Below are 26,660 nucleotides of genomic sequence, written 5' to 3'. Positions count from 1 at the left end.
GGAGGCCAGAGGGAATTCGGCTCCCGGGAGAGCGCGGCATAAGCCGTAAAGCCACTGCGCAGGGAAGGCCGTGTGTTGGGCTTCACCTGTCTGCCGCTGTGCATTTTTTGCTTGCGCTACATGCGCACAGCGGACTCATGGGTGCCAGCCGGCACCCGGCCTTCCCTGCGCCCTCTTGGTTCAAGAGAGGGCGGAGCGACGAAGCAAAGCTCGGGCGATCAAGTCGCGAGAACGAGACTTTGTGTCCGGCGTTTGACATAAGCCCCAGCGCACCACGCAGTTTCCACACCGAGTAGCCCTGCACAATCAGCCCAAAGGCGATGATCAGGCTGGCGCTCTGAAGGGGAGTGAGGATGTAGAGCCAGATCGAGGCGGCGACCAGGCCGAATGCAAAGCCGGAGAGACCCGCGACGAGAGCACCGGCAAAGGTCGCAACAATGAAAAGCGGAAGCTCAAGAGATATCCCATCCATGTGTTCGCTCCATGATTAAGCGAACAGCACTTGCACGGGATGACCCACTTCATGGGGAGGCTGCTACGTCCCCGGAAGGCACAGTAGTACGAACACCGAAAAATCTCGATTTGGCTCAACGCTCGCCGTGGATCATTCGCTGCTTCCCGCTCCGTGATCGTCGCGCAAAACAAGAGCTTCTTCATCACCATTCTCCGAACTTGCGGTTTTGGTCATGTCCCCCCGTCAACGTTGCATTTGCAGATTCATCAGTTCGGAATGTACCATCATATTCTCATTCAGGTTGGCCATGATCACGAGCGAGCCTGCCAGGACCAGGAATACGATGAGCACGCCAAACGCGAGCGCCAGAACGTTGTGGCTGCTGTCCGGTCCGGTCGTGATATGAAGAAAGAATACCAGGTGAACGCCCATCTGTGCGATGGCGAGAACGGTGAGTCCGGCCGGTACGCCAGGTGCCCAGATCGCTGAGGTGTTTGCCACCCAGAAGGACGTGACCGTCAAGATCACAGCCAGCAGCAAACCGAGCGTGTACACGAGAAAGCCGGAAGATGCATTCTGCTCCGAGGCCGGGATTGACGGCCTGTCTCCCGGTGCAACATCCCAACGCATTTCAGTCATGGAAGGACTCCCATCAGATAGACAATTGTGAATATCAGAACCCAGATGATGTCGAGCGCGTGCCAGAACAGGGAAAAGCAGTGCAGGCGGCGCACCACTACGTCCTGAAAACCTCTCAGTGACAGCTGAACCATCATGAGAACGAGCCATGCCAGTCCAACCGTCACGTGCAGTCCGTGACTGCCGACTAGTGTAAAGAACGCGGAAAGAAATGCGCTGCGTTGGGGCGTCGCTCCCAACGCAATCATGCCCTGAAATTCGCGAAGCTCGAGAGCAAGAAATGCCGCTCCCAGGAGGAATGTCGCCACCGCGCCAAGGAAGGTAGCCAGATATCGCCGCGAGTTGATGGCCAAGGACATCATTCCGCAGGTGTAGCTGGAGAGCAGAAGAAGGGCGGTCTCCATCGCGACGTTGCGCTGGTCAAATAGCTGAACACCGGTCAGACCGCCCGCGGTCGCTTTCGCGAGCACGGCATAGCTCGCAAACAGCGCCGAGAACATCACGATGTCACTCAGGAGGAAGGTCCAGAACCCGAAGCCGGCAATGACTCGCTTGGGTGCGGGACCCGCTTCACTGAGGTTCAGCAGTGCGCTTCGGCGGACTGCGTCCATCTCAACTGCGACGTTCATGGCGATACCTCCACCGGGTGCGCGCGATCGAACAGGCCGACCTCATCTGCAGGAATCTCGACTTCGTCCTTCGTACGGAACATGAAGGCGAGCAATGTCACGGCCGCGCCGAGAACTCCGAAGCCTGCCATCCACCAGATGTGCCAGATCAGGGCGAAGCCGCTGACCACTGCGAAGAACGCGGTCACGAAACCGACCGGACTGTTCTTGGGTACTTCGATCGGCTGGTACGCGTGCTGCCGCACGGGCAGCTCCTGCTTCGCAAGCACGCGCTGCTTGTGTGCCCAGAAAGCATCGAGCTCATCGACACGCGGAAGCACCGCAAAATTCCAGGCCGGGGGCGGCGACGCAGTAGACCATTCCAGGGTGCGGCCGTTCCAGGGATCGCCCGTGGTGTCGCGCAGTTGCTCGCGGTGGCGAATGGACACCACGATCTGGACGATCTGACAGATGATTCCGGTCAGGATGACGAGTGCGCCTACCTCGGCGACCAAAAGCCAGGGCTGCCATGAGAGGACATCGTAGTGCTGCAGGCGGCGGGGCATGCCCATCAGCCCCGTCATGTAGAGCGGCATGAAAGCGAGATGGAAGCCGAGAAACCAGCACCAGAAGGCCGCCTTGCCCCAGCGCTCATCCAGCCTGAAGCCGAATGCCTTGGGAAACCAGTAATTGTAGCCGGCCATACACCCGAACAGGACGCCCGGGATAATGACGTGATGGAAATGTGCAACCAAGAATACACTATTGTGTACCTGCCAATCGACCGCCGGCAATGCCAGCAGAACGCCCGTCAGGCCGCCGAACACGAACGACACCATGAAGCCGATCGTCCACAACACCGGCACCGTGAACCGGACGCGACCGCCGTACATCGTGAAAAGCCAATTGAAGACTTTGACGCCCGTCGGCACCCCGATAATCATGCTTGTGATGCCGAAGAAAGCGTTGACGCTCGCGCTGGCGCCCATCGTGAAGAAATGATGGAGCCAGACCGTGTAGGAGAGCACGCAGATCGCCATGGTCGCGAGTACCATCGAGCGATAGCCGAACAGCGACTTGCCGGAAAAGGTGGCGGTCACTTCGGAAAAGATGCCAAATGCCGGCAGGACCAGGATGTAGACTTCGGGATGGCCCCAGACCCAGAACAGATTCACGTACATCATCGCGTTGCCGCCGGCGTCCACGGTGAAGAAGTGAAAGCCAAGGTAGCGATCAAGAAGAAGCATTGCGAAGAGCGCGGTGAGCACGGGGAACGCCGCCACAATCAGCAGGTTCGACGCGAGCGCTGTCCAGCAGAAAACCGGCATGCGCATGTAACTCATGCCGGGAGCCCGCATCTTCAGAATCGTGGTGACGAAATTGACGCCGCTCAACAAGGTCCCAATGCCGGAGATTTGCAACGACCAGAGATAGTAGTCGACGCCGACTCCGGGCGAGAATTGCAGCTCACTAAGAGGCGGATAGGCGAACCAGCCGGTCTTCGCGAATTCACCGACCGCGAGCGAGACGTTCGTCAGGAGGACGCCGGATGCGGTGAGCCAGAAGCTGATCGAATTCATCGTGGGAAATGCCACATCGCGCACGCCGAGTTGCAGCGGGACGGCAAAGTTCATCAGTCCTATTACAAGCGGCATGGCCACGAAGAAGATCATGATCGTGCCATGCGCCGAGAAGATCTGGTCGAAATGCTCGGGCGGCAGGTATCCTTGCGCTCCACCTGCTGCGACCGCCTGCTGCGTGCGCATCATGATCCCGTCTGCGAAACCGCGCAGCAGCATGACCAGCGCCAGGGCGATATACATGACGCCGATGCGCTTGTGGTCGACGGAGGTGATCCACTCTCGCCAGAGATAGGGTAAGTAACCCTTGAGCGTGACCCAGGAAAGCACGGAGACGATGACGACGATTACGCTGCCTACCGTGCCCATGATGATCGGCTGATCGAAGGGAATAGAACTCCAGTCCAGCTTGCCAAGTAGAGTCATTTCTCTGCCCTCATCGATGTGGAATAGCTGCGGCACAACGCATCGTCGGACTGCATGGAGGACGTCCGAATGCTGTCAAACAGATTGGGCGCGACCGATTGAAAGGTGAATGGCGTCACGGCGGTGCTCGGCCTTGCGAGATCTGCATAGGTCTTCGAATCTAGCGCCGGACCAACGCTGCGGGTCGAAGCGATCCACTGCGCAAAGCGTTCGGGCGGCATCACATCGACGTTGAAGTGCATATCGGCGAAGCCCTCGCCGCTGAAATTGGCCGACAAGCCGCGATACGTTTCCGCGTAGTCGGCTCGCAAGTTCAGCCGTGTCACCATTCCGGCCATGGTGTAGATCTGGCCAGCGAGCTGCGGCACGAAGAAGCTGTTCATGACGCCCGAGGAGGTCAGCTCGAAGCTCACCGGCGTGCCAACCGGAATCGTCAGGTGATTGACGCTGGCGACGCCCAGCTCCGGATAGATGAACAGCCATTTCCAGTCGAGCGAGATGGCTTGAATCTTGATGGACTTCGTCGAAGAGGCAATCGGCTTGGGCGGATCGAGATCGTATGCACCAATCCAGGCCACAGTGCCGGTGAGCAATACGGTCATCAGCGGGATCGACCAGACAAGCATCTCGAGGCGGCCGGAATAAACGAAGTCCGGCCGATAGCGCGCCCGTTCATTCGATGCACGGAACCAGAAGGCAACGCCAAGTGTCGCAACAACAACGGGGATTACGATCGCAAGCATGATGCCGGTCGCGTTGATCAGAATCTGCCGTTCGGCAAAGGCGATGGGTCCCTTCGGATCGAGCACGCCTTCGGTGCAGCCACCGAGCATTGAGGTGCCGATCAGGAACAGAGCAAGCAAGCCGTTTCGCATGTCAGACCTCGCGCGTGCTGAGATTGGGGAGGCCGCTTGCACCGCGAACTGTGCCTGGCAGGGCCTCGGCATGTACCCATCCGCCGCTGCGGCCAGCATGCGGGGCAGGGACCGGAGAGAACGCACCACCGCCGTGGTCGAACAGGAACGCCGCAAACAGCGCGAACAAATAGAGAATGGAAAACAGGAACAGCCTGTGAGCGGCGCGACGATCGGCTCCAGTGCTCTTGTTCAACTGAAGTGCGAGCAGGAGGAAAAGTGCGCCGCAGATTGTGGTGATCGCGCCATAGATCGCACCTGCAAACCCGAGCCCCCAGGGCAGCTCCGAAGCAAGAGCAAGGATGCCGCTGTAGACCAGGATCTGCCGCGTTGTTGCGGCACGTCCGGCGACGACCGGCAGCATGGGGACGCCGGCACGGGCATAATCATCAGTGCGATTGAGCGCGAGAGCCCAGAAGTGGGGCGGTGTCCAAAGGAAGATAATGAGGAAAAGCGCAAACGGCTCGAGCGCGACGTGTCCGGCCGCCGCGGCCCATCCGATCACGGGCGGCAGCGCGCCGGCTGCACCGCCGATAACGATGTTCTGCGATGTGCTCCGTTTCAGCCAGGCCGTGTACACGACGACATAGAACAGGATCGTACAGGCCAACAGCGCGGCAGCTGCGAGGTTCGTCGCCAAGGCGAGAGCTGCGACTGCGGTAACGGCAAGGATGATTCCAAAGACAAGCGCCTCAACTTTCGAGACCTCGCCGCGGGGAATGGGCCGCGTCGCGGTGCGAGCCATGACCGCGTCGATATCGGCGTCGTACCACATGTTCAGTGCGCCGGCGGCTCCAGCGCCGGCTGCGATAGCGAGAATTGAAATGAAGCCACGGAGCGGATCGAGGCGGGTCGGTGCGACCATCAATCCGACGAATGCGGTGAACAGTGCGAGCGCCATAACGCGCGGCTTCATCAACGTGACGAAGTGGTGTAGCCGCTCCACCAAACTGGGGCGTGAGGCCAACAAAAGGCGCGATAACGGAATCGCGGTGGTGTTCATGGTGGTCAATTCCTCAAGCCTGAGATTTGTCTGTGCGAAACGCATCCTTTCGCGGTCGCAAGAGTCTTGCGGCCTCTCGATAGCTAAGCTGACGGGCGCTAGGAACGTGAGTGAAGGCTGCCAAATCGCAGCAAATTGTTCCTAACGATCGCAAACATCCGAGTCCGGTAGGGATTCGTGTCCATCAAGATGGAAGTGGGTCTGCTGTTCTCACAGCCTCTGCAACGGCTTGCAGAGGGCGGTTTACAAGAGGTCGGCGGTCGGCTGCGAGTCCGAGGACAGTGGCAAAATCCGCATGATGTCGTCGCAGGCCGCTTAGCGATGTCGACGCGCGAGAACCTTGCGATCCAGCCCGCAGTGCGCATAGCGGGAAAAGGGCTTTTACACGATGTCGCTCATTGCAATTAATGTCCGCCGGCAGAGAACTCGCCACTAGACATCTCGAGGCAGGTCAAAAGCTCAACATAGCTCTGCCCGGCTCCAATGCTGCTCTCCCCGACGCAGGCCTGCTTGTTTGACGCGCCAAATTGAGGCCAGCGTTTGTCCAGCTCATTCTTGGCATCTGTTTCGTCTTTCGTGCAGTCTGCAACTCTTTCGGTGCCGGCGCTTGCCACCTCCGCACTGCAGTTTCGGAGAATATCGAAGGCGGGTATTCGGTCGGCGGCCGGGGCCTGATCAATGGCCCATGAAGCAGCGACAACGGCGACAAAGATGAAGTTACGCATTTTGGTCTCTCCTTTGAATACGTGTCGAACTCCACCAATTCATCGCGCGAGCGCGCTCAATCATCCGATCCTGCGAGATTCAGGTATCAATCGCGAGCTGCGCTGGCCGGTGAAATACGACCAGAGCCACTGGCGCTGCACGCGCAGGCGGTTCTGCAGCTGCGGCAGCGCGAGGATGTGAACAAATGCCCACACCAGCCACGTCAGGAACCCGCTTGTGCGCAGCCAGCCACGCTCCAGCACTGCGTAATTCTTGCCTACGACCGCCATGTTGCCCTTGTCGAAATAGCGGAAGGGGCGTTTGACCTTGCGTCCTTTCAGCTCTTTCGCGATCAGCCGCCCGACGTAGCGTCCTTCCTGGATTGCCGCCTGCGCCACGCCAGGCACCGGGTGTTCGTCTTGCATGACCGACGCCGCATCGCCCACGACAAACACGCCGGGCGCGTCCACGACCTTCAGGAAGGGATCAACGAGCGCGCGCCCCGCGCGGTCGGTCTTGGTGCCGAGCATCTTTGGAATAGGCGATGCCGCAACCCCTGCAGTCCACAGCACAGTGGCGCTGGGGATCCGGCTTCCGCCGGCGACCACCCCCTCTGCGTCGACGGTCTCGACCTTCACCCCGGTCAGGACCTTCACGCCGAGCTTCGTGAGCCGCCGGGTCACTCTGCGGGAAAGCGACTCAGCATAGGTCGGCAGAACCCGCTTGCCTGCGTCGAGCAGAACGATGCCGGCCTTGGCCGGATCGATGCGGCGGAAATTGCCCCTCAGGGTAACGTTCATCATATGCGCCAGGGAAGCCGCGAGTTCTACGCCGGAGGGACCTGCGCCGACCAGCACAAACGTCATCTGCCGCGCGCGCTCGTCTTCGTCCTCCGTCGTTGCGGCCAATTCGAACGCGCCCAGGATTTTGGCTCGGATGGTCTCGGCGTCGCTAAGACTCTTGAGACCCGGCGCATGCCGCGCGAACTCGTCGTGCCCGAAATAGCTCGGACGCATGCCGGTCGAGACCACCAGATAGTCGTACGGGATCGTGCGGCCGCCCAAGCCGGGGGAGGCGGCCTCGATCGTGCGGGAAGCAATGTCGACGCCGGTGACCTCTGCCAGCAGCACGCTCAGGTTTCGGTGCTTGACCTCGAGCTGTCGGATCGGCGCCGCGATATCGGCGGGAGAGAGGATTGCCGTCGCCACTTGGTAGAGCAGCGGCTGAAATATGTGGTGGTTGCGGCGGTCGATCAGGACTACATCGACATCAGCGTGCCGTAGCGCGCGCGCCGCAGCGATTCCAGCAAAGCCGGCGCCGACGATGACGACGCGCTTCCGCTCTCGGTGGCAAGCCTCGACGCCGGGGGGGCGCCTTGTCAGGCCCAGTCTCGGCCAACATCGCACTCATAGGTTCACCTCGTTGGTGTTCATTGTCATTGACGGCTTCAGCGAACTTCTGTCGGGAACGATGCTCTCAGCGCTCCCGCCATTGGGATTCGCTACGGCATACCGGCTCACGAGAAGCCGCTAGTTTGCAATGCGCGGGCTTGCCCGGTGAGGGGACTGCACTGAGCGCATCTGGCTTCAGCGTGATCAGGAACGTCGCGAAGCAAAGGGCTCCCATGATGAACGTGACCACGCTCAACACATCCTTCATGGGAGGATCCGATGCAGTTCCTGCTTCGTGGGACCGCTATGGTCTCAACGCTCCAGCCATTCGGGTTTGCTCGAGCCGCGCGGCACAAGCACCGTCTTGAAGGAGCCAGGAGTCTTCGAAAGGACACCCTGGTCGGTCATGCCCTGATACGTGCCCAGCGGGGTTTCCGCAGTGAACAGATCAGGTGCAATGTTTGCGTGCTCGTCGGATGAACCAGCGGTCGCGCGGGCATAGTTCTTGTCGAAAATTCCGAGCGAATACAGCCACAGCATCGTCCGTGTCAGAGACACGGTGACCCGATAGCTGCCGCCCTCGACGGCGCGCCTACGCAATGCCGCAAGAACGCCAACCGTCCCAAGCCAACCCACGACATTGTCGCACAGCGGTATGATGGCCGGCGACTTGGGATGCGCAGGCGTACCCTCTATGCAGAACAGTCCCGATACGGCGCCTCCAATCTCATCGAACCCCGGTCGATTCTTCCACGGACCTTTGTTGCCGTGGAGCAGGACCTGAGCATGAATCAAGCCAGGCTTCTTCGCGGAGAGCGTTTCGGCATCAAGACCGTGGCGCTCCAGATAGCCGGGACGCCGATTGGCAAAGAAGATGTCGGCATCTTTCAGCAACTCGTCGAATTTCGCACGATCCTCTTTGGAGGAATCCAGAATGGCCTGGCGCATCCCGACCTGGACGTCCAGGACAAACGCGTCGTGCTCGGGATCATCCGGACGCCAGACGTTGAGAACATCGGCTCCATACCAAGCGAGGTCTCTGCCGATACCGGCCCCGGCAATCACGTGGCCCATGCCGAAGGCGCGTATGCCGTCCAACGGGGTCTTTGCGTCCTTCTTGAAGGGGATTGGGTCGCTCTCCCCAATCTTCTCCACAGAGATCAATGGCATTCTGGAGAGCACCTCGGTGTACTGGGGCTCGTTGCGGAACTCCTCGAACGTGCGCACCTTAGCGAGGACGAGCGCGGCCTCGGCTGCCGCGTCCTCCAGTTCATCGGCACGCCATTGGAGGATGGCGTTGTTCACGGACTCGGGGCTCGCGCTACACCGAAGGAAGTTCAGAGCCCTGGCTTCGCCTTTGGGATAGATGTTCAAAGCAACGACGTGGCGTCCGTCGCGCGTTTCACGAAACAACGGCAGCTCGAAGAACGGGTTCGTGCCCTCAACGAAGAGCAATGGGGGGCGTCCATTAATGGTTTCCCACTTCCGATCGAAGAAGCCACAGAACCGCTGCAGTGCCTTGCGGACATCGACGGAGATATCCTGGCCCTCACCTGTGCGGTCTCGCCAAAGTGAAGCTACGGCAACGGCCTTGGAGGCGAGACCGATCGCAGCCATGCTGCCAAACTTGAACTGGCTCGGTACGATCGGGTCGCTGCCGTAGAAGCTAATCTTACCGCCGCTATCCTCGGTCGACAGTGCGACGTCCTTCAGGACATCGTTGAGAGCGCCGTGCAGGTCCATTTGCGAACTGCTCTCGGGATTGCTGAACTTCGATTCAAGCGTGTCCGTGAGAAGATCCGGTTGGGACTCTGTCCATTTCGTCGACGCGTAATTCATTGGTAAACTCCGTTTCAGTTAGGAGGGTTATTGGGCTGAAACCCCTTTTTCGTTATTCAGCGGCGGCTTTGTGCGAACCGGCGGGACGATTGCTGCGCAGTTGAAGAAGGCCGATCAGAATCTCGTCCCGCTCCGCCGCAAGCTCTTCGATCGTGCGCGATCCGACCTCGGCATGGACGCTGTCGATTAGCTTGCGCTGGACCTCTGGGGTCATGTCCGGAGAGCCAAGTGTTTTCCACCAGCCCATCATCGGGCCGAGCAATCCTGCAAAGGCGTGCTCGATGCCGCCGGAGCCGCCACCGAGGTGATTGAGCATCATGTTGCCCATGATTCCCCAGCGCAGGCCCGGTCCCCAGGAGAGAGCCGTGTCGACGTCAGCAGCGCTGACGACGCCCTCGGCAACGAGATAGTAGACTTCCCGCGCTAAAGCCGCTTGCAGGCGGTTGGCAACGTGGCCCGGCATTTCCTTGTTGATGCGAACCGTCTTGCGCCCGATTGATGAATAGAATTCGTCGGCGCGCAGGATCGTCTGCTCCGATGTTTTGTCGCCGCCAACGATCTCGACTAACGGGATCAAATGCGGTGGATTGAAGGGATGGCCGATCACGCAACGCTCCGGGTGTGCCTGCGCGCCCGGTTGGATCTGGCTCATGGGGATGCCCGATGAACTCGACGCGATGATGACGTCAGGCGGCAAAAGCGCATCGAGCTGACCGTAGAGCTTCTGCTTGAAGTCGACCCGCTCTGGCCCGTTTTCCTGGACGAAATCGGCGGCCGCCATCGCTTCGGCAAGATTCGCGGTGAACGTCAGATTCGCCTTCGATGCTTTCGGGGACAGTCCCAGACGCTCGAGTGCCGGCCATGCGGCGTCGACGAACTTTCTCAAATTCGCTTCCGCATTCGGCGCTGGGTCGCTCGCGATCACCTCCAATCCTTTAGCAAGGTAAAGCGCGGACCAGCTTGCGCCGATCACACCTGCGCCGACGATTGCGACGCGGTGAATGGGTTTCGTGTTAGTCATGGTTTGATTCTCCTGCTCGATTTTCAGACTTCGACGTAGGCAATGCCGGTGAGGTTGCCCTGCGCGTAGAGGAAGTTGCGCTCGTTCTTGCCATCGAGATCGGCGGAATAGACCGAGCCGGCGAAGTCGGTGACGAACATCCGGTTGCCGGGAACATCGAGGGAGAGGCCGATGCCCTCCATCAAATGCGTAATCAGGATCTCCGGCTCCGCCTTCTTATCGATCGGCGCGCGATTGACCGTGTTGCCGCGCGGAGGATCGCCGCGGTCGGTCCAGTAGAGGACACGGTTCGCCAGATCGAGCTCGAGGTCGATCGGCTCGGGCAAGCGATCGAACAGCACTTCGATGTCGGAGCGATTGGTCGGGCTTTCCCCCTTCGGGAGGTCGATGTTGGCGCGGAAGATGCGGCCGAGGTCACCGTTGTCAGGACCCTTTTGCGTCCAGTAGATGTGCCGCCGTTTGGGATCGACGGTGATTCCGACGCACCACCGGGTTTGATCTTTCCGGTCCTTGTCGCCGCGGCCGGTCTCGACCAGCGTTTCGACGTGTGAGCCGTCGAGGTTCGCGCGCATCACGCGCATGCCTTCGCGGTCGCACCAATAGAGCTTCTTCCCCTCCTCATCGAGGTGCATCTGTTTCGGCGTATACGTAACGCCTGGTGGAATGATGATCTTGCGATTCCCGCCGTCGAGATCAGCGCGCTCGATCGAGCCGTCATTGAGGTTGGGAACGCCCATGTTGGTCCAATAGATATGACCTGCCTCCAAATCCACGGCGATCCCGTCGGGGAAGCGGCAATCGGTGACGATGGTCTTGCGGTCGGAACCGTCGGGATTCATCGAGTGAATGCGGTCCCCGCTCAGTTCGAGAACGAACAGTCGACCGGATCGGGTGGCGCCCGATGAGTTCTTCGATTTGGTTGCCTCAAGCACTGTCATGGTCTTTCCTTCGGTGTCGCAGTTGCCTTGTCGTCTCGCCTTGCCTTCGCTGGCCGCTATTTGACCCACATGTGCCGCCGTCGCGAGTAAAGGCGGGCAAATCGCGCCAAATTGCTGCTAACGAGAAGGCGGGTTCCGCGTATTTCGGATCAGGCAAGATCAACGGACGGCTGGCATTTCTCAGCCGATCGGGTACGATTTCGGCGGGCCGGAGAGAGGCCGCGCGCATGGCACACGCAAAGCTTGGCTAGCCGAACTCAATTTGGAGTTCGAATGCTGGAGGCTCACAGATGGTGCCGCATTCGCAGAACGTTGCGTACTCGGACGGTGGTTCTCAGGTCTTGTGGGAGGACGGCGAACGCGTCTTTCGCCGTGGCTGGCGACTGGACGATGAGGGCAAGCGGCGCGCCGTGCTGCTAGTTGCTCCTGCCGCCGACCACCCGTCTCGTTCGACCCTCGATCACTTCAATCACGAGTACGAGCTGAAGGACGAACTCGATGGCGCATGGGCAGTGCGGCCATTCGAGCTCGTGCGCGAAGCCAATCGAACCATGCTGGTGCTTGAGGATGCGGGCGGCGAGCCGCTTGAGTTGTTGCTCGGCGCGCCCATGGATATGGGGCGCTTCTTGCGGCTCGGCAGCACTATTGCCTCGGCCCTGGGCAAGCTTCACCAGCGCGGCTTCGTCCATAAAGATGTCAAGCCAGTCAATATCCTGCTCAACGAGGCGACCGGCGAGGTGCGGCTGACCGGGTTCGGCATCGCCTCGCGCTTCGTGCGTGAACGCCAGTCGCCTCACCCTCCCGAGACAATCGCCGGCACGCTCGCTTACATGGCGCCCGAGCAGACCGGACGGATGAATCGGTCCATCGATTCCCGCAGCGACCTCTACGCGCTCGGCGTCACCTTCTACCAAATGCTCACCGGTGCTTTGCCGTTTGTCGCCGCGGACCCGATGGAATGGGTGCACTGCCATCTTGCCAGACGGCCGGTGCCCCCCGCCGAGCGGCTGAAGGAAATTCCCGGCGCCATTTCGGCGATCGTCATGAAGCTGCTCGCGAAGAGAGCCGAAGACCGCTATCAGACCGCCGCCGGCCTCGAAAGTGACCTCCGCCGCTGCCAGACCGAATGGGAGGCGCGGCGTCGGATTGATGACTTTCCACTCCGCGAGCGCGACACGTCCGATCGGCTCTTGATCCCCGAAAAACTCTACGGGCGGCGGCGCGAGGTTGAGACTTTGCTCGCCTCCTTCGATCGCGTCGTCAACGGTGGCGCTCCGGAATTGGTCCTGGTCTCGGGCTATTCCGGCGTGGGCAAGTCCTCGGTCGTCAACGAGCTCCAGCCAGTGCTGGTACCGCCGCGAGGCCTATTCGCGTCCGGCAAGTTCGACCAGTACAAGCGCGACATTCCCTACGCGACGCTGGCACAGGCCTTTCAGAGCCTGATCCGGCCGCTGCTCGGCAAAAGCGAAGCCGACCTTGCACCTTGGCGCGATGCATTGCAGGAAGCGCTGGGACCGAACGCAGGACTAATTATCGATCTCGTTCCTGAAGTGAGGCTGATCGTTGGAGAGCCACCGCCGGTTCCTGAGCTTCCGCCACAAGATGCGCAACGGCGCTTTCAGCTGGTGTTTCGCCAGTTCATCGGTGTCTTCGCTCGGCCGGAACATCCTCTCGCGCTCTTTCTCGATGACCTGCAATGGCTCGACGCGGCGACGCTGGATCTCGTGGAAGACCTATTGAGCCGATCCGATCTCCGCAATCTTCTCCTCGTCGGCGCCTTCCGCGATAACGAAGTCACCGCAGCACATCCGCTCATGTGCAAGCTGGAGGCGATCCGGGCAACCGGAAGGGTGCAGGATATCAAGCTGGCGCCCCTGACGACCAATGACCTCGGAAATCTTGTTGCGGACTCGCTCCGCTGCGATGCCGAGCTGGCCACCCCGCTCGCAGGGCTGGTGCACGCGAAGACGGACGGCAATCCGTTCTTCGTGATCCAATTTCTGCATGTGCTCGCTGATGAGGGTCTCCTGGCTTTCGATCACGAGCGGGCATGCTGGTCCTGGGACCTTGGTGGCATCCACGCCAAACGCTATACCGACAACGTCGTTGAGCTCCTGGCCGGGAGGCTGACGCAGCTATCGCTTGAGACGCAGGACGCGTTACGGCAGCTCGCTTGCCTCGGCAACGCCGCCGACGTCGCGATGCTTTCGATCGTCCTGGGAACCTCCGAGAAAGAGGTGCACGCAGCTCTTGGGGAAGCCCGGAGACAACAATTGATCGACCGTTTCGATCGCTCCTACAACTTCGTTCACGATCGGATGCAGGAGGCCGCCTATGCGCTGGTCCCGATAGGGTCGCGCGCCGAGGCGCATTTGACTATCGGGCGGCTGCTCGTTGCGCGCACGCCACCGGAAAAACGAAACGAGGCAGTTTTCGAAATCGTCAACCAGCTCAACCGCGGCGCGCCGCTTATCACGTCGCAGGAGGAACGTGAGCGGCTCGCAGAGCTTAATCTGGCCGCAGGTAAGCGCGCTAAGACTTCGTCGGCCTATGCCTCGGCCTTGACCTATTTCACCGCCGGTGCGGCGTTGTTGCCGCAGGATGCGTGGCAGCGCCGGCAGGAGCTGGCCTTTGAGTTGGACCTGCACGCCGCCGACTGCGAGGTCTGTACCGGCGCGCTGCAAGCCGCCGAGCAGCGGCTGGCGGCGCTGGCAACGCGCACTGCAGACAACGCTCAACGATGCGTCGTGGCACAGCGGCGCGTGGATCTGTACACGATGCTTGGGGCGGGTGAGCCGGCGGTGGCGGCGGCGCTGGATTGTTTGCGGCATGTGAGCATCGACTGGTCGATGCACCCCACCGAGACAGAAGCGCGCGGCGAGTACGAGCGCATTGGGTCATTGCTCGGCGATCGCGCGATCGAGGAGCTCGTTGACCTGCCGCTGGTGCGGGATCCGGAGATTCTGGCGACCCTCGAGGTGCTCAAAAGTTTGGTTTTGCCGGCGATGTACACCGACGACAATTTGGTCGCGCTCAGTATCTGCAGGGCCGCCAATCTCAGCCTGGAGCACGGCAACAGCGACGCCGCGCCGGCGTTCTACCAGGCAGTAGGCATGGTCAGCGCCCGCTTCGGCGACTACGATCAAGGTTATCGATTTGGAAAGATGGCCTGCGATCTGCTCGAAGATCGTGGATGGTATCACCTTGGGGGACGGACTTATAATCTCTTCGAGATTCTGATCCCGTGGACACGACCGCTCGTGGAGGGTATCGCTCCGGCGCGTCGTAGCTTCCAGTTGGCGAATGAGCACGGCGATCCCTCATTTGCTGTATTCGCTCTCCGCGACCTCATTTTCATTCTTCTTGCCTTGGGTCATCCACTCGATCAAGTCGAGCGTGAAGCCCAGGACGGTTTGGGATTCGCGCAGCGGTTCGGATCGTTCCTCGACAGACTTTCCGGCCCTCTCGCGCTCATACGGACCCTGCGCGGAAGAACTACGAAGTTCGGTTCCCTCGATGATGGTGAATTCACCGAGCGCTCGTTCGAGGAGCGCTTCACGGGCGAGCCCTCGCGTGCCTTTTTGGAATATCACTACTGGATCCGAAAACTCCAGGCCCGCTTCTTCGCCGGCGACTACGTTTCGGCGTTCGAAGCAGCGGAACAGGTGGAGACATGGTACGCGACAGCCCCCACGCTGTCCCTCTTTCCGCTGCAGAAGGCCGAATGCCATTTCTATGCTGGCCTGTGCCGCGCCGCACTGTGCGAGCCCGCGGGTCCCGACCCCCACGCCATGCATCAAGAAGCACTTGGCGCGCACCAGCGAGAGCTTCGGGCGTTGGCGGCGAATTGTCCTGAAAATTTCGCGGATCGTGCAGCGCTGGTCGGCGCCGAGATTGCCCGGATCGAGGGGCGTCCGCTTGAGGCCATGGACCTTTACGAGCGCGCCATCGTCTCTGCACGTACCAACGGCTTTGTCCACAACGAGGCGCTCGCCTGCGAACTGGCTGCCCGCTTTTACGCGGCGCGCGGCCTCGAGGAGGTTGCGCATCACTACCTGGAAAACGCGCGGCGGGGCTATCTGCGCTGGGGCGCCGACGGAAAGGTGCGGCAACTCGACCAACTCCATCCGCGGTTGAGGCAGAACGGACGCGCGTGGGCTCCAACGGGTACGATCGAGGCACCGGTCGAACATCTCGATCTCGCAACGATGATCGAAGTCTCGCAGGCGCTCTCTGGCGAGATTGTTCTGGAAAACCTCATCGACAAACTTATGCGCACAGCCATCAAGCACGCCGGCGCCGAACGCGGTCTTCTGATCGTTCCGCGAGGTGATGAGCTGCAGATACAGGCAGATGCGATCGCCAGTGGAGCGAATGTAACCGTGCACCTGCGCGACGGGCTCTACAGCACAGCCGCGTTGCCGGAGTCGCTGGTTCGCTATGGAACGCGCACGCATGAGACGGTGATTCTCGACGACGCCCTATCTCAGCAAGCATTTTCCGATCCCTATCTTCTTCAGAGTCGTGTCCGTTCTGTTCTCAGCTTGCCGTTGATCAATCAGGGAAAGCTCACAGCGATTCTCTACCTCGAAAACAAACTGGCGCCGAACGTTTTCACGCCCGATCGCGTTGCTTTATTGAAGGTGCTTGCATCACAGGCGGCAATTTCGCTCGAAAATTCGCGGCTTTATGACGATCTCGCGGATCGGGAACGAAAGATTAGACGTTTGGTCGATGCCAACATCATCGGGATATTCATTGGCGACGCTCGCGAACGGCGGATTGTTGAAGCCAATGACGCGTTTCTACGTATCATCGGATATGACCGTGAGGATCTGGTTTCGGGCCGCCTGCGCTTAGCCGAGCTGACTCCGCCGGAGTGGGTCGAGTTCGACAAGCGTATCTGGGCCGAACTGAGCTCCACCGGAATCGTTCAGCCCTTCGAGAAAGAATATTTCCGGAAGGATGGCAGCCGCGTTCCCGTGCTCCTTGGTGCCGCGATGTTCAAGGAAGGGGGTGATATGGGCGTTGCATTCGTACTCGATTTGACTGAGCGCAAGCGCGCGGAACAGGCGCTGCAGCTACAGGCAACGCTCGATTCGATCCCAGCGATGGCCTGGCGCGCCAGGGCTGACGGCGTCATCGAGTACGTCAACAAACGTTGGCTCGACTACACCGGGATCTCGCTTGAGCAAGCGCTGGGTTGGCAGTGGCTTGCTTTTGCTTTGATCCATCCCGACGACGCTCCGCGCCTGCGGGACGCCTGGCAACAAACACTGGCATCCGAAAAACCGGGCGAAGCCGAAGCCCGCATGCGCGGCTCCGATGGATCGTATCGCTGGTTCCTCATTCGTGCCGAGCCTGTGCGCGACGAGGCAGGAGCGATTGTCGCTTGGTATGGCACCAGCACGGATATCCAGGACCTGAAGACAGCCGAAAGTGCCTTGCGACGAAGCGAGGCGGAGTTGGCCAACGTGAGGCACGTGCAACAAACCCTTGAGTCAATTCCGGTTGCTGCCTGGCGCGCCAGAGCCGACGGCTCCGTCGAGTACTTCAACAAACGGTGGCTCGACTACGTGGGGGTCTCCCTTGATCAAGTACTAGGTTGGCAATGGGCCGGATCGTTCCATCCCGAAGACCTTCCGCGCGTGAATGATATCTGGCGGCAATTGCTTGCATCTGAAAAGCCCGGAGAAATAGAAGCCCGCATGCGCCGCCATGACGGATCGTATCGTTGGTTCCTGGCTCGTGCGGAGCCGTTGCGCGACGACACAGGAAGGGTCGTTGCGTGGTATGGCACCAATACGGACATCGAGGATCGCACCCAAGCATTGGCGCGGTTGCAGCAGATGGAAGCGGATTTCGCCCACATGAACCGCGTGAGCATGATGGGAGAATTGGCAGCCTCGCTCTCTCACGAGATCGCGCAACCGATCGCCAGTGCGCGCAACAATGCCCGGGCGGCCCAGAATTTTCTGAAAATGCAGCCGCCGGACCTGGGCGAGGTCAGGGAAGCGCTCTCCGGAGTGGTTGCGGACGCAGATCGATCCGGAGACATCATCGATCGCATCCGAGAGCAAATCAAGAAAGCGCCGCCGCGAAAGGAGCGCTTTGATCTCAACGCGGCAATCAACGAAGTGATTGTATTGGCGAAAAGCGTGACCGTCAGGAATGGCGTATCGGTCCAGATCCGGCTTGCGGAGGGATTACGTCCGGTTCTGGGGGATCGCGTCCAGCTGCAACAAGTCATGTTGAACCTGGTTCTCAACGCGGCTGAAGCAATGAGCTCGGTTGAGGAGGGGCCGAGAGAGCTGTTGATCAGTACCGAGCAGGACCAGGCAGGCGCCCTCGTGGCCGTGCGCGATTCTGGGCCGGGCATTGATCCAGCGAATTTCGATCGGGTCTTCGACGCCTTCTACACCACTAAGTCCAGTGGAACAGGCATGGGGTTGTCGATTTGCCGCTCCATCGTCGATGCTCATGGAGGGAAGCTGTGGGCGGAGGCCAACGAGCCTCGCGGCGCCGTATTTCAGTTCATCTTGCCCGGCACCGAAAGAGAGATCACGACTCCTCTTCAGGCTAGCCCGCGGGTCTGAGAGCGTCGCGAACGCATTGCGCGAGATGCTCATCATCCACCGGCTTGCGCAGGTAACATACGACCCCATCATTTAGGGCGCGAGCCCGGTCAACGTCATTGGGAAACCCAGTCACGAGGATCGTCGGAATCGCCTGGCCCGTGTCGATAAGGCGTCGGTAGAGTTCGAGCCCGGTCATGGCCGGCATCTGGATGTCGGCGATCAGGCAGGCTGTTTCGGCGAGGCGCGGGGACGCGAGAAATTCCGCTGCAGACGAGAAAAAGTCGGCCGCATAGCCGAGCGATCTCATGAGCCTGCACATGGACTCACGAAAGAACTGGTCATCATCAACGACCGACACCAGTACATTTTTCATCATGCCGCCTTTGGCCATTCGCTGGACCCGTTGTGCGGGCAGCCAACTATGCCGACGCTCTGCATGGAATTGCCCGATGTGGGCGAGAATGCCACCAGTGCAATGCCGATGCCCCATAAACTTTGGCTTACCTTGACGACAATTGCGAAGCTGGGCCGACAGGGCTTGTGATCGAGAACTTCAGTTGGACGAGCGTGGTCGCTAGATCATACCCGGCGGCCTCTGGGATCAAGTCCAAGCGCCATAAGCCTTCGTATCGTCGTACTGCCCCCTTTGGATGCCCGACATCGACCTGCGCTCAATTGAGGTGCTGGTGATGATCCTCTTAGTCTGCATGCGTCCGTAATTCGCACAGGCCAAGAGGAGAGAACAATGCCTTACCGCTTGGAAAGTCACGGGTCTGACAGAGGAACACGATGCGCAGTCTGTGATGGCAAGTTTGGGCTCGTCCGGCATTATTCGTGGCGAACCCCGCTTTGTTCCAGGAAGTGCGTCGATCGCTTCAAAGCGCGCCGTCAAAATGACCGCAATTGGATGGGCTGGCTCCAAATCGCCTTCGAGCAGTCGCCCGAGAACCGCGCGAGGGCGTCATGACCCTTCAGATCTCACAACGAGGCAAGGAATATCTGAAGACAGCGCAGACGTTGCTCCGCACCGCGAAGACCATGACTGACCAGGCGATTGCGGGTCAGCTCAAGGCGCTTGCCGACGACTACGAGCGGCGAGCTGAGAAGGCTTCGCGCGATGATGCGGCCGAGGTGTGCGCTCGATCGGTTGCTGTCGCTGAACGCGAGTGGAGTGCGTGAGCTGATGGGCAGCATCACTCAGCTGCTATCCTGCCAGTCGTAGATGGAACTTCAGCCGAAAGTGCGTCTGACGAAGGCGAGCTGTGTCAGCGTGCGTAAACTTTGGTGTACCCCGCGCGCATCCTCTGGGAAAAAAATGGGGCTGTTCAGGTTCCAGGATTAGGACTAAAAATGCGCGATCTGGCCGCAAACCTAGACAAAGGCTGATTTTCGCGATCTTTTTCGAGCAGCAGCGATGTCTGACGCAACCTCCACCGTGTTGGTCATCGACGACGATCCGGATCTTCGCGCGTCTGTTGGACGCCTGCTGCGATCGCTCGGCATTAATGTTCAGCTATTTGCGTCAATTTCCGATTTCCTCAAATCCGATCCACCGGATTGCCCCAACTGCCTGGTGCTCGACATCAGGTTGCCCGGCCAAAGCGGCCTCGATCTTCAGCGCGAACTCGCCGCAGCAAACAGGGAGATTCCGATCATCTTCATCACCGGGCATGGCGACATCCCAATGTCCGTGCAAGCGATGAAGAGAGGTGCCATCGAGTTTCTGACCAAGCCGTTCCGCGATCAGGATCTCCTCGACGCCATTCAGCTCGGCCTCTCTCGCGACCGTGAACGGCGGGAAAATGACAAGGACCTGGCCGTTCTCAGGGAGCGTTTCGGGTCGCTAAGCCCCAGGGAGCGCGAGATCGTGATCCAGGTTGCTCGCGGCCGCTTGAGCAAACAGATTGCCCATGAGATCGGCATCGCTGAGGCCACGGTGAAAGTGCATCGCAGCAGGGCGATGCAGAAGATGCAGGCCGGTTCGCTTCCCGAACTCGGCCGAATGGCTGACAAGCTCAAGCTGGTGCCCAATACGTCGCAACGCTCCTGAGCTGGCCCTTGCGGGGCGTGCCATTCGCACGGTCAAATATCCCCCAGTTGCGTGATCTCCTGGCAAACAAAAAAGGCCGGCGGGCGCTACGCCGCCGACCTGTTCTTGCAACTGCCGGCTCGCGGGTCCGGTTCCGCTGCGATTCCCGGCACTGCGTGCCGGAGCAAACAAAGAGCGGGCTGCTGTGCACTAGGCGGTCCGCATCGATTGAATCGTTACCGCAGAGGGGCCGCTGACTCTATTGTACGCGGGTATGGCGCGAGTGTGCTGAGGGATGTTCGCATTACCGAAGTCGGATACATCCAATATACGTCGGTTTATCGATCACGATGCGCCGCGCAGACGCGTGGGTAGCTTCACGAAGATCACCGTGGGCGATCATTTTGATATGCACCATGCGGTGTCATCGCGAAATGATCTAGCCTGCGGCGTCCTTGATCCTGCCATAGCACTCACAATGTCACTGCACCCGATTGAATCACGCCGCTTGTAAATCTAGGTTTAGGCAACGCAACCAAATCTGTCGTTGCGTGCCACCCCGGTGCAATAGCCCGCCGCACTGCAAACCATCAAATTGCGCCTTACGAGCACCTTTGCGGGGACCAGCCCTGCCAAAGCACGCGAGGTCATAATGCGCGCATCAGGATCGACTGCAGCTTTCAGAGGCTTGGCGCAATTTGATCCCGAACCGGGACTTGACGTGGAACGCGCTGTTCAAACGCCGGGTGCGGACAAGCCATTCTCCGAGAAACAAATCGGATCGGCTGGCGCCGCTCAAGCCAAAGTTTTGTTCGGGCCGTTCTGCCTGCTTCCGACGCAGTTTCTTTTGCGGGAGGGCGACAAGCCCGTGTCCCTCGGAAGCCGCGCTCTGGAGATCCTGATTGCTCTGCTTGAACGCCGCGGTCAGCTGGTCAGCAAGCAGGACTTGATGGCTCGGGTTTGGCCAAATGTCTTTGTCGAGCCTGCCAACCTGACGGTCCACATGTCCGCATTGCGTCGCGCTCTTCGCGACGGCCGCGACGGGCATCGGTTCATCGTCAACATCCCCGGACGTGGCTACCGCTTCGTCGCCTCGGTCGAGGTGTCGGGACACGAGAACTGAGCGCGAGTGGAAGCATCCGAAAAATTCGGTGAGGCTTTAGCGTGGTCACGACAGTAGCAGAGCAGCCGTTCACTGTAGCGAAGATTCCGGTCAGTTCATGGACCTTTGCCATCCGCGTTTGGCTGGCTATGCTCCTGGCCTTGTTCGTGAGTTTTTGGCTGCAGCTTGAAGCCCCGGCCTCGGCGGCGGTTACCGTCGGAATTCTTGCCGAACCGACCCGCGGTCAGGCGCTGGACAAGGCAGGCTTTCGCTTGTTCGGCACTATTGTGGGCGTGACAGCATCAATCGCAATCACCGGACTCTTCTCCCAGGCGAGAGATCTGATCCTCGCAGCATTTGCGGTGTGGATTGGCATTTGCGTCTTTGCGGCGAACCTTTTGGACGGCTATCGGGCCTATGCCGCGGTATTGTCCGGCTACACCGTTGCAATAATTGCGACACAGCAGATCGACACCCCGCAGCACGTGTTTGAATCCGGCGTGGCGCGCGGCGCCGCGATCGCTGTCGGCATTCTGTCGATGGCGGTCATAAATACATTGATGTATACCCCCGACCGTCATCCGCGACTCATGGTGCAACTCGCGGCGATCCGTCGCCGCGTTCGCGAGTATGCGAGCGGAACCTTCCGCGGCAAACCAGACAACTCGACTACATTCCTGACGCTACTTCGGGAAATCGTTGCGCTCCGTCCCGAGATCGCGAGCGTGGCTCTCGAGTCGAGCAGCGGCTCCGTCAGAAGCGTCGCCGCCCGCAGCGTGGCGGTCGGGTTGATTGCTGAATTGCAGGCAGCCCGGATCTTGAACAACGGCCCTGTTGATGTCGATGACACGGCTTGCGACCAGGCAAGAGCTGCAATCGAGCGAGCGGACGATTCCGGCTTGCCGGCGCAGCGGCTGCCGGAACTCGTGGCGGGACAGAAACGTGTACGTGACGTTGAGACCGAAGCTTCGGCATGGGCAGCCCGAGAATTTCTGCGTGGGGATGAAGAGGTTCGCCAGGATCTGCTAGCCCTGAGGTCGGCGCGATGGCCACTGAGGGCCTGGCGCGCCCCCTTGTATCGATCCTACAGAACTGCAGTTGAAAGTGGTGTCCGCGCCGCTCTATGGCTTGCAATTGCCTCGATTGTCTACGTTTGGGCCGGATGGCCTGCGGCGAGTGTTTCGCTGTCCTTTGTTGCGCTGATAATCGGATTGGGAGCGACAGCACCGAACGCGCGCGGCTTCACCGCCATCACGCTTGTTGGTACGCCGATCGCTGCTGTCCTGACCGGCATACTCGAGTTCTTCATCCTCAATGGCGCCGACGCCTTTCCCCTGTTGGCGATCGCCATGGCTCCCTTTACGGTCGGCGCAGCCGTTCTCATGAAGTCACAAAACCTTCTGTGGTCATCACTCGGTCGCGTCAATCTGCTTTTCATCCCGATTATCTTGGCACCGAGCAATCCGCAGACCTATAATCCGCAAAGCTTCCTCTTCACCTCTCTATTTCTTGTGGCGGCGGCTTCGCTGTTGCTTGCGGCACAGACGCTAATTCCGCCCGTCTCCGATCGCGAGCGCCGGATGCGGCTGCTCGCGGAGGCCCGCAACGAGCTGCAGGAGCCGGCCGAGCACAATAGAGAAGCTCCGGAAGAGGCAACGTTCCGGGACGCTTCGCGAATCGGGCAATTTCTGGCCGTTGGAGGAGCGCAGGACAGTCGCGCCCTCGCGGAAATGCTCTCCTGCTTCGACCAATCGGCGATGGTTCGGCTTTGCAATGCGAAGCTGATGCAGTTCACCGATGGGCCACTTGCAACATCGGCAGATGAAGCGCGCGCGGCGATCGTCGAGCGAGATACGCCGACCCTGCGCACTATTGCGCGCCGGGTGCGTGAAATGGCCCCACAGACAGACTCGATCGAGGCAGACGCTGCTGCGTGCCTAATCCTGACAAGCAAGATCCTGGATCGGGGCAGCGGCGTCGACTTCTCCCAGGAGGCAACCTGATGGTACACACCTTTGCAGAGCTGGTGGTCGGAGGCGTCCTGTTCGCCCCGTTCGCAACCTATTTGGTGGCGGCTCTTGTCCTCATCGTTGTCCTGCGACCGCTTTTGCATGTCGTCGGCTTTGCGAAGATGTTCAGTCACGCCTCGGTTGCTGAGCTCAGTCTGTACGTGACTATCCTTAGCTTATTGGTGCTGTTGTTCTAGAGGAGTTGGCCATGGATGCGGCCATTCGTGAAGACGCTGTTCAGCAAGACGAGATGCAGGCAACCGTCACGCGCTCTTCGCCGAGTGTCGGTGACGCATCGGATGGCCAAGCCAGTGAGCTCGACGACGTCGCACGAAGGGCATCGGAAGGTTATCCAAACAACAAACCGATCGTCTCGTCCTCCGGCAAGTCCGTGGTACGGCAGCGAGGTGGCGCCTTGCGCACCGCGCGGTTTCTGCTGCGCATGGCGGCTACAGCCGGGATCGCAGTCGTTGCGGTGCTGATCGCTCTCGTCGCTTGGGACCATTATAACGCCGGGCCCTGGACACGCGATGGGCGTGTGCGAGTTCAAGTGGCAAGTGTGGCGCCGCAGATTTCCGGTCAAATCACGGAACTGCGAATTGTCGACAACCAATTCGTGCACAAAGGCGACCTTTTGTATGTCATTGATCCCTTCGATTTTGACGTCGCACTGCGCACGAACAAGGCGGTCTTGCAGCAAAGGATGGCGGACCTCAGCGTGAAGGATTTGCAGTCCGAACGTCGGCGACGTTTGTCGGATCTGGCGAGCAGCACCGAAGAGAAGCAGATCTATGAGGGAAATGCGCTGCAGGCAAAGGCCGCCGTCGATTCGGCTCAGCAGCAGGTCCGGCAAGCGGAGATCAACCTGCGGCGCACTGAAGTGCGCAGTCCGGTGAATGGAATTGTCACCAATCTCCTGCTCCGGGAAGGAGACTACGCGCGGGAAGGCGCTACCAACGTTTCGATCATCGACACGGACAGCTACTGGGTTGATGGCTATTTCGAGGAGACCAAGCTGGCCCGCCTGTGCGTGGGTGACCGTGCCGAGGCAAAACTGATGGGCTACTCGGCGCCGATCATGGGTCACATCGCAACAGTGACGCGTGGCGTCAGCGTATCCAACGCAGCGGCTTCCACGCAGGGGTTGCCAAACGTCGATCCCGTTTACACCTGGGTACGCTTGGCGCAGCGCGTGCCGGTCCGGATCGCGATCGACAAGGTGCCGCCCGGCGTGCCACTGGTATCCGGCTTGACCGCAACTGTCACGATCAGGGACGGCAAGGACGGGGAGGACAGAACGCTCTTGCAAAGAGTTCGCGCCGAACTCGAGACGAGCTTCTTCGGATTTATCGGCGGAGCTTCGGCGCGGCCAGACTGCATTCCTGGCTCTTACTCTCCGTCGCCGTAAAAAGCGGTCATTAGCTGGAAGTGCAGGCGACCGCGTCCACCGTCGACTGAGTTTGGTGCCGCCACTCGCTAAGCGGCGGTGGCCCGTCTGCCGCGTCCGAAATTGTCGCGCGTCTTTTCTAAGCCAAGGTTTATGCGGCGCAACCACAGCCGTACCTGGAACGACTCGCGTGCAATAGAAGATAGACACGCAGAACTGTAACTCTCCTCGCAACAACTCGCGTTATGGAGTTCGCTCATGAGGAGAATCGCTGTTCTCATCGCATCTGCCGCGATTAACGCATCTACGATTCCCGCGATCGCGGCGGAGTGCCCCTCAAACAAGGACATCGACGGCTCTTGCGCGCGCTCGGCCATGGTACAGAGCCAACCAGCTAATGCTGCTGACAAAGAGAAGACTTGTCGCGCCTACGCCGCCTCATTCTATGAGTCAGTGGTGCTGCGGCACGCCGCTGCTAACCGCGTCGACGGCGCGCAGGTGTTGGTTGCGCTCGATTCCGTGATTAACGCCTTCAACGACCTGCTGGCGACGAAGTGCGGCGGCTAAGCCCCACACGCCTCAATAAATTGCAACCTACGAGGTGCGCAGATGATCCTATTTCCTCTCATGACCACCTGGATGTGGTTCCAAATCTTCACGGCATCGCCGCTTCCGGCTTTCGTGCCGCGCCGTCTAGGACAGCAGCAACGCTGAGATCGCGTGGCTATCCGCCCTATCTTGAGGAGGTTGAATATGACCCAGGTCTATTTCCATTGCTCCAACACGAAGAAGGTTTTCGTCGACCACCGCGGCGCCGTGGTGGGCGACCTCGCTGAGGCGCGCGATCATGCGACCCGCGTCGTACTATCCTTCACGAGCGAGCGCAGCCTCGAGGATTGGCGTGACTGGGTCCTGCACGTCAGCGACGATCAGGGCGATGAGCTCTTCGTTGTGCCCTTCACGTTCGTGCTCGGTAGGCCCCATTGAAGTTCGCCATGATCCGGGCGATTCTTTGGGCCAAACAGGACCTGTCCCACCTAGATAGCAGGCGGCTGAAATTCCGCGAAGACTCGCTTCAGCCGCGGCGCCGCAAAATCGAGGAAGGCGCGGACCTTGATCGGCAGAAACCGGTTGGCCGTGTACACGAGGTTGACCGGCAGTGGTGCCGGCTGGAATTCGTCGAGCAAGGTCGTGAGGGCTCCGCGCGCGAGCGCCGTCTGGAAGTGATAGGCGAAGGCGGAGGTAATTCCAATGCCCGCGCACGCGGCATCGCAGGCCGCCTCGGCGCTGCCGACCACGAGCCGCGCGCGGACTGGCACTGCGACGGTCGTCGTGTCTTTGAAGAATGTCCAGACATCGGGTGACATAAAGCCCGCATAGGTGATGCAGTCATGCCCGGCGAGTTCGTCCGGCGTGCGCGGCGTGCCGCGGGTTGCGAGATAGGCGGGGCTGGCGCACACCACGCGGCGCGTCGCGCCGAGACGTACCGCGATCAGGCTGCTGTCGGGCAGGGCGCCGATGCGTAGCCCGATGTCGATCTGCTCCTGAAACAGGCTCTGCACGCGATCGGCGAGGAGCAAACTCGCCTTGATATCAGGGTAGGCCTTGAGGAAATCAGCCAGGATCGGGATGAGGCAAGTGCGGCCAAGCCCGACCGGAGCCGTGATGATCAGCTCTCCGGTCGGCGCGGAATATTCGCCGGAGGCGGCGCGCTCGGCCTCGGTCACGTCGGCCAGAATCCGCTTGCACGCGGCAAAATAGGAGCTGCCTGCGTCGGTCAGGACCAGCTTGCGGCTCGACCGGTTGAACAGCTTGGTCCGCAGATGGGACTCGAGTTCGGAGACCTTGCGGCTGATTGTTGCCAGGGGCGTTTTCAATTGCCGCGCCGCAGCCGACAGGCTGCCGGTCTCGACCACCGCAAGAAAGGTCGACATCGATTCCAGGCGATCCATCGGTCGCTCTTCCATTTTTTGGAAAGATAGCTCTCGACTTTACCGCATAGCGCCAAATTTCGGAAGGCCTTAGGTGTGGACGGCA

The 26,660-nt window shown here is 60.2% G+C and carries 23 protein-coding genes; 9 read left to right on the top strand and 14 right to left on the bottom strand.

Annotation, left to right across the window (positions count from 1 at the left end; translation table 11 throughout):
- Positions 1-82 precede the first annotated feature (82 nt).
- The 12 genes from AC629_RS48520 to AC629_RS11050 form a co-directional block, all read right to left on the bottom strand.
- Complete coding sequence (locus AC629_RS48520; RefSeq protein WP_245331805.1) at positions 83-472, bottom strand: hypothetical protein; 390 nt, start codon at positions 470-472, stop codon at positions 83-85.
- Between the two features lie 225 nt (positions 473-697).
- On the bottom strand, positions 698-1,093 hold the full coding sequence (cyoD, locus tag AC629_RS11095) for a cytochrome o ubiquinol oxidase subunit IV (RefSeq protein ID WP_084804805.1): 396 nt from the start codon (positions 1,091-1,093) through the stop codon (positions 698-700).
- Entirely contained in the window at positions 1,090-1,704 is a 615-nt protein-coding gene (locus AC629_RS11090; RefSeq protein WP_349531099.1) for a cytochrome (ubi)quinol oxidase subunit III, read from the bottom strand. Before AC629_RS11090 ends, cyoD begins: the two co-directional genes overlap by 4 nt.
- Before the next feature lie 14 nt (positions 1,705-1,718).
- Positions 1,719-3,707, bottom strand: a complete 1,989-nt coding sequence (gene cyoB / locus AC629_RS11085) for a cytochrome o ubiquinol oxidase subunit I (RefSeq protein WP_084804803.1) — start codon at positions 3,705-3,707, stop codon at positions 1,719-1,721.
- On the bottom strand, positions 3,704-4,582 hold the full coding sequence (gene cyoA, locus AC629_RS11080) for a ubiquinol oxidase subunit II (protein WP_168195445.1): 879 nt from the start codon (positions 4,580-4,582) through the stop codon (positions 3,704-3,706). The genes cyoB and cyoA overlap by 4 nt, the downstream gene beginning before the upstream one ends.
- A gap of 1 nt (position 4,583) precedes the next feature.
- Complete coding sequence (locus tag AC629_RS11075; RefSeq protein ID WP_084804815.1) at positions 4,584-5,624, bottom strand: heme o synthase; 1,041 nt, start codon at positions 5,622-5,624, stop codon at positions 4,584-4,586.
- A gap of 404 nt (positions 5,625-6,028) precedes the next feature.
- Complete coding sequence (locus AC629_RS11070) at positions 6,029-6,349, bottom strand: hypothetical protein (protein ID WP_084804801.1); 321 nt, start codon at positions 6,347-6,349, stop codon at positions 6,029-6,031.
- A gap of 60 nt (positions 6,350-6,409) precedes the next feature.
- The gene (locus AC629_RS11065) at positions 6,410-7,735 is read right to left on the bottom strand and encodes an NAD(P)/FAD-dependent oxidoreductase (protein ID WP_084804800.1); all 1,326 of its coding nucleotides are present in this window, start codon (positions 7,733-7,735) and stop codon (positions 6,410-6,412) included.
- 70 nt (positions 7,736-7,805) lie between these two features.
- The gene (locus AC629_RS45165; RefSeq protein ID WP_143199051.1) at positions 7,806-7,988 is read right to left on the bottom strand and encodes a hypothetical protein; all 183 of its coding nucleotides are present in this window, start codon (positions 7,986-7,988) and stop codon (positions 7,806-7,808) included.
- A 44-nt stretch (positions 7,989-8,032) separates the two neighbouring features.
- Positions 8,033-9,559, bottom strand: coding sequence for a CoA transferase (locus AC629_RS11060; protein WP_084804799.1), 1,527 nt, complete (start codon positions 9,557-9,559; stop codon positions 8,033-8,035).
- A gap of 52 nt (positions 9,560-9,611) precedes the next feature.
- Entirely contained in the window at positions 9,612-10,580 is a 969-nt protein-coding gene (locus AC629_RS11055) for a 3-hydroxyacyl-CoA dehydrogenase NAD-binding domain-containing protein (protein ID WP_084804798.1), read from the bottom strand.
- Between the two features lie 23 nt (positions 10,581-10,603).
- Complete coding sequence (locus AC629_RS11050; protein WP_084804814.1) at positions 10,604-11,518, bottom strand: 3-hydroxyacyl-CoA dehydrogenase; 915 nt, start codon at positions 11,516-11,518, stop codon at positions 10,604-10,606.
- A gap of 290 nt (positions 11,519-11,808) precedes the next feature.
- Here AC629_RS11050 and AC629_RS11045 point away from each other — a divergent pair, with 290 nt between their 5' ends.
- Positions 11,809-18,114 (top strand): PAS domain S-box protein, encoded by a 6,306-nt coding sequence (locus AC629_RS11045; protein ID WP_084804797.1) that lies wholly within the window; start codon positions 11,809-11,811, stop codon positions 18,112-18,114.
- Here AC629_RS11045 and AC629_RS11040 read toward each other — a convergent pair.
- The gene (locus AC629_RS11040; protein ID WP_245331803.1) at positions 18,098-18,487 is read right to left on the bottom strand and encodes a response regulator transcription factor; all 390 of its coding nucleotides are present in this window, start codon (positions 18,485-18,487) and stop codon (positions 18,098-18,100) included. The genes AC629_RS11045 and AC629_RS11040 overlap by 17 nt on opposite strands.
- A 572-nt stretch (positions 18,488-19,059) precedes the next feature.
- Between AC629_RS11040 and AC629_RS11030 the strand changes: the two genes are divergently transcribed.
- The 8 genes from AC629_RS11030 to AC629_RS10995 all read left to right on the top strand — a co-directional run bounded on the left by AC629_RS11030 (position 19,060) and on the right by AC629_RS10995 (position 25,610).
- Positions 19,060-19,275, top strand: coding sequence for a hypothetical protein (locus AC629_RS11030; protein WP_084804795.1), 216 nt, complete (start codon positions 19,060-19,062; stop codon positions 19,273-19,275).
- A 235-nt stretch (positions 19,276-19,510) separates the two neighbouring features.
- Positions 19,511-20,146 (top strand): response regulator transcription factor, encoded by a 636-nt coding sequence (locus AC629_RS11025; protein WP_084804794.1) that lies wholly within the window; start codon positions 19,511-19,513, stop codon positions 20,144-20,146.
- Between the two features lie 631 nt (positions 20,147-20,777).
- Positions 20,778-21,248, top strand: coding sequence for a winged helix-turn-helix domain-containing protein (locus AC629_RS11020; RefSeq protein ID WP_084804793.1), 471 nt, complete (start codon positions 20,778-20,780; stop codon positions 21,246-21,248).
- 41 nt (positions 21,249-21,289) lie between these two features.
- Positions 21,290-23,230 (top strand): FUSC family protein, encoded by a 1,941-nt coding sequence (locus AC629_RS11015; RefSeq protein WP_084804792.1) that lies wholly within the window; start codon positions 21,290-21,292, stop codon positions 23,228-23,230.
- Complete coding sequence (locus AC629_RS11010; RefSeq protein WP_084804791.1) at positions 23,230-23,433, top strand: DUF1656 domain-containing protein; 204 nt, start codon at positions 23,230-23,232, stop codon at positions 23,431-23,433. The genes AC629_RS11015 and AC629_RS11010 overlap by 1 nt, the downstream gene beginning before the upstream one ends.
- An 11-nt stretch (positions 23,434-23,444) precedes the next feature.
- Positions 23,445-24,644 (top strand): HlyD family secretion protein, encoded by a 1,200-nt coding sequence (locus tag AC629_RS11005; RefSeq protein WP_245331802.1) that lies wholly within the window; start codon positions 23,445-23,447, stop codon positions 24,642-24,644.
- A gap of 237 nt (positions 24,645-24,881) precedes the next feature.
- Positions 24,882-25,190: a hypothetical protein gene (locus tag AC629_RS11000; RefSeq protein WP_084804790.1), complete on the top strand. Its 309-nt coding sequence runs from the start codon at positions 24,882-24,884 to the stop codon at positions 25,188-25,190.
- 186 nt (positions 25,191-25,376) lie between these two features.
- Complete coding sequence (locus tag AC629_RS10995; protein WP_084804789.1) at positions 25,377-25,610, top strand: DUF6894 family protein; 234 nt, start codon at positions 25,377-25,379, stop codon at positions 25,608-25,610.
- Between the two features lie 50 nt (positions 25,611-25,660).
- Here AC629_RS10995 and AC629_RS10990 read toward each other — a convergent pair whose 3' ends face one another.
- On the bottom strand, positions 25,661-26,575 hold the full coding sequence (locus AC629_RS10990; RefSeq protein WP_084804788.1) for a LysR family transcriptional regulator: 915 nt from the start codon (positions 26,573-26,575) through the stop codon (positions 25,661-25,663).
- Positions 26,576-26,660: the final 85 nt, after the last annotated feature.

Source organism: Bradyrhizobium sp. NAS80.1 (assembly GCF_001908205.1).
In the GTDB taxonomy this organism is placed as follows: Bacteria; Pseudomonadota; Alphaproteobacteria; order Rhizobiales; family Xanthobacteraceae; genus Bradyrhizobium.
The sequence above is the reverse complement of the archived record's forward strand: the minus strand, read 5'-3'. Positions and strand labels throughout refer to the sequence as shown.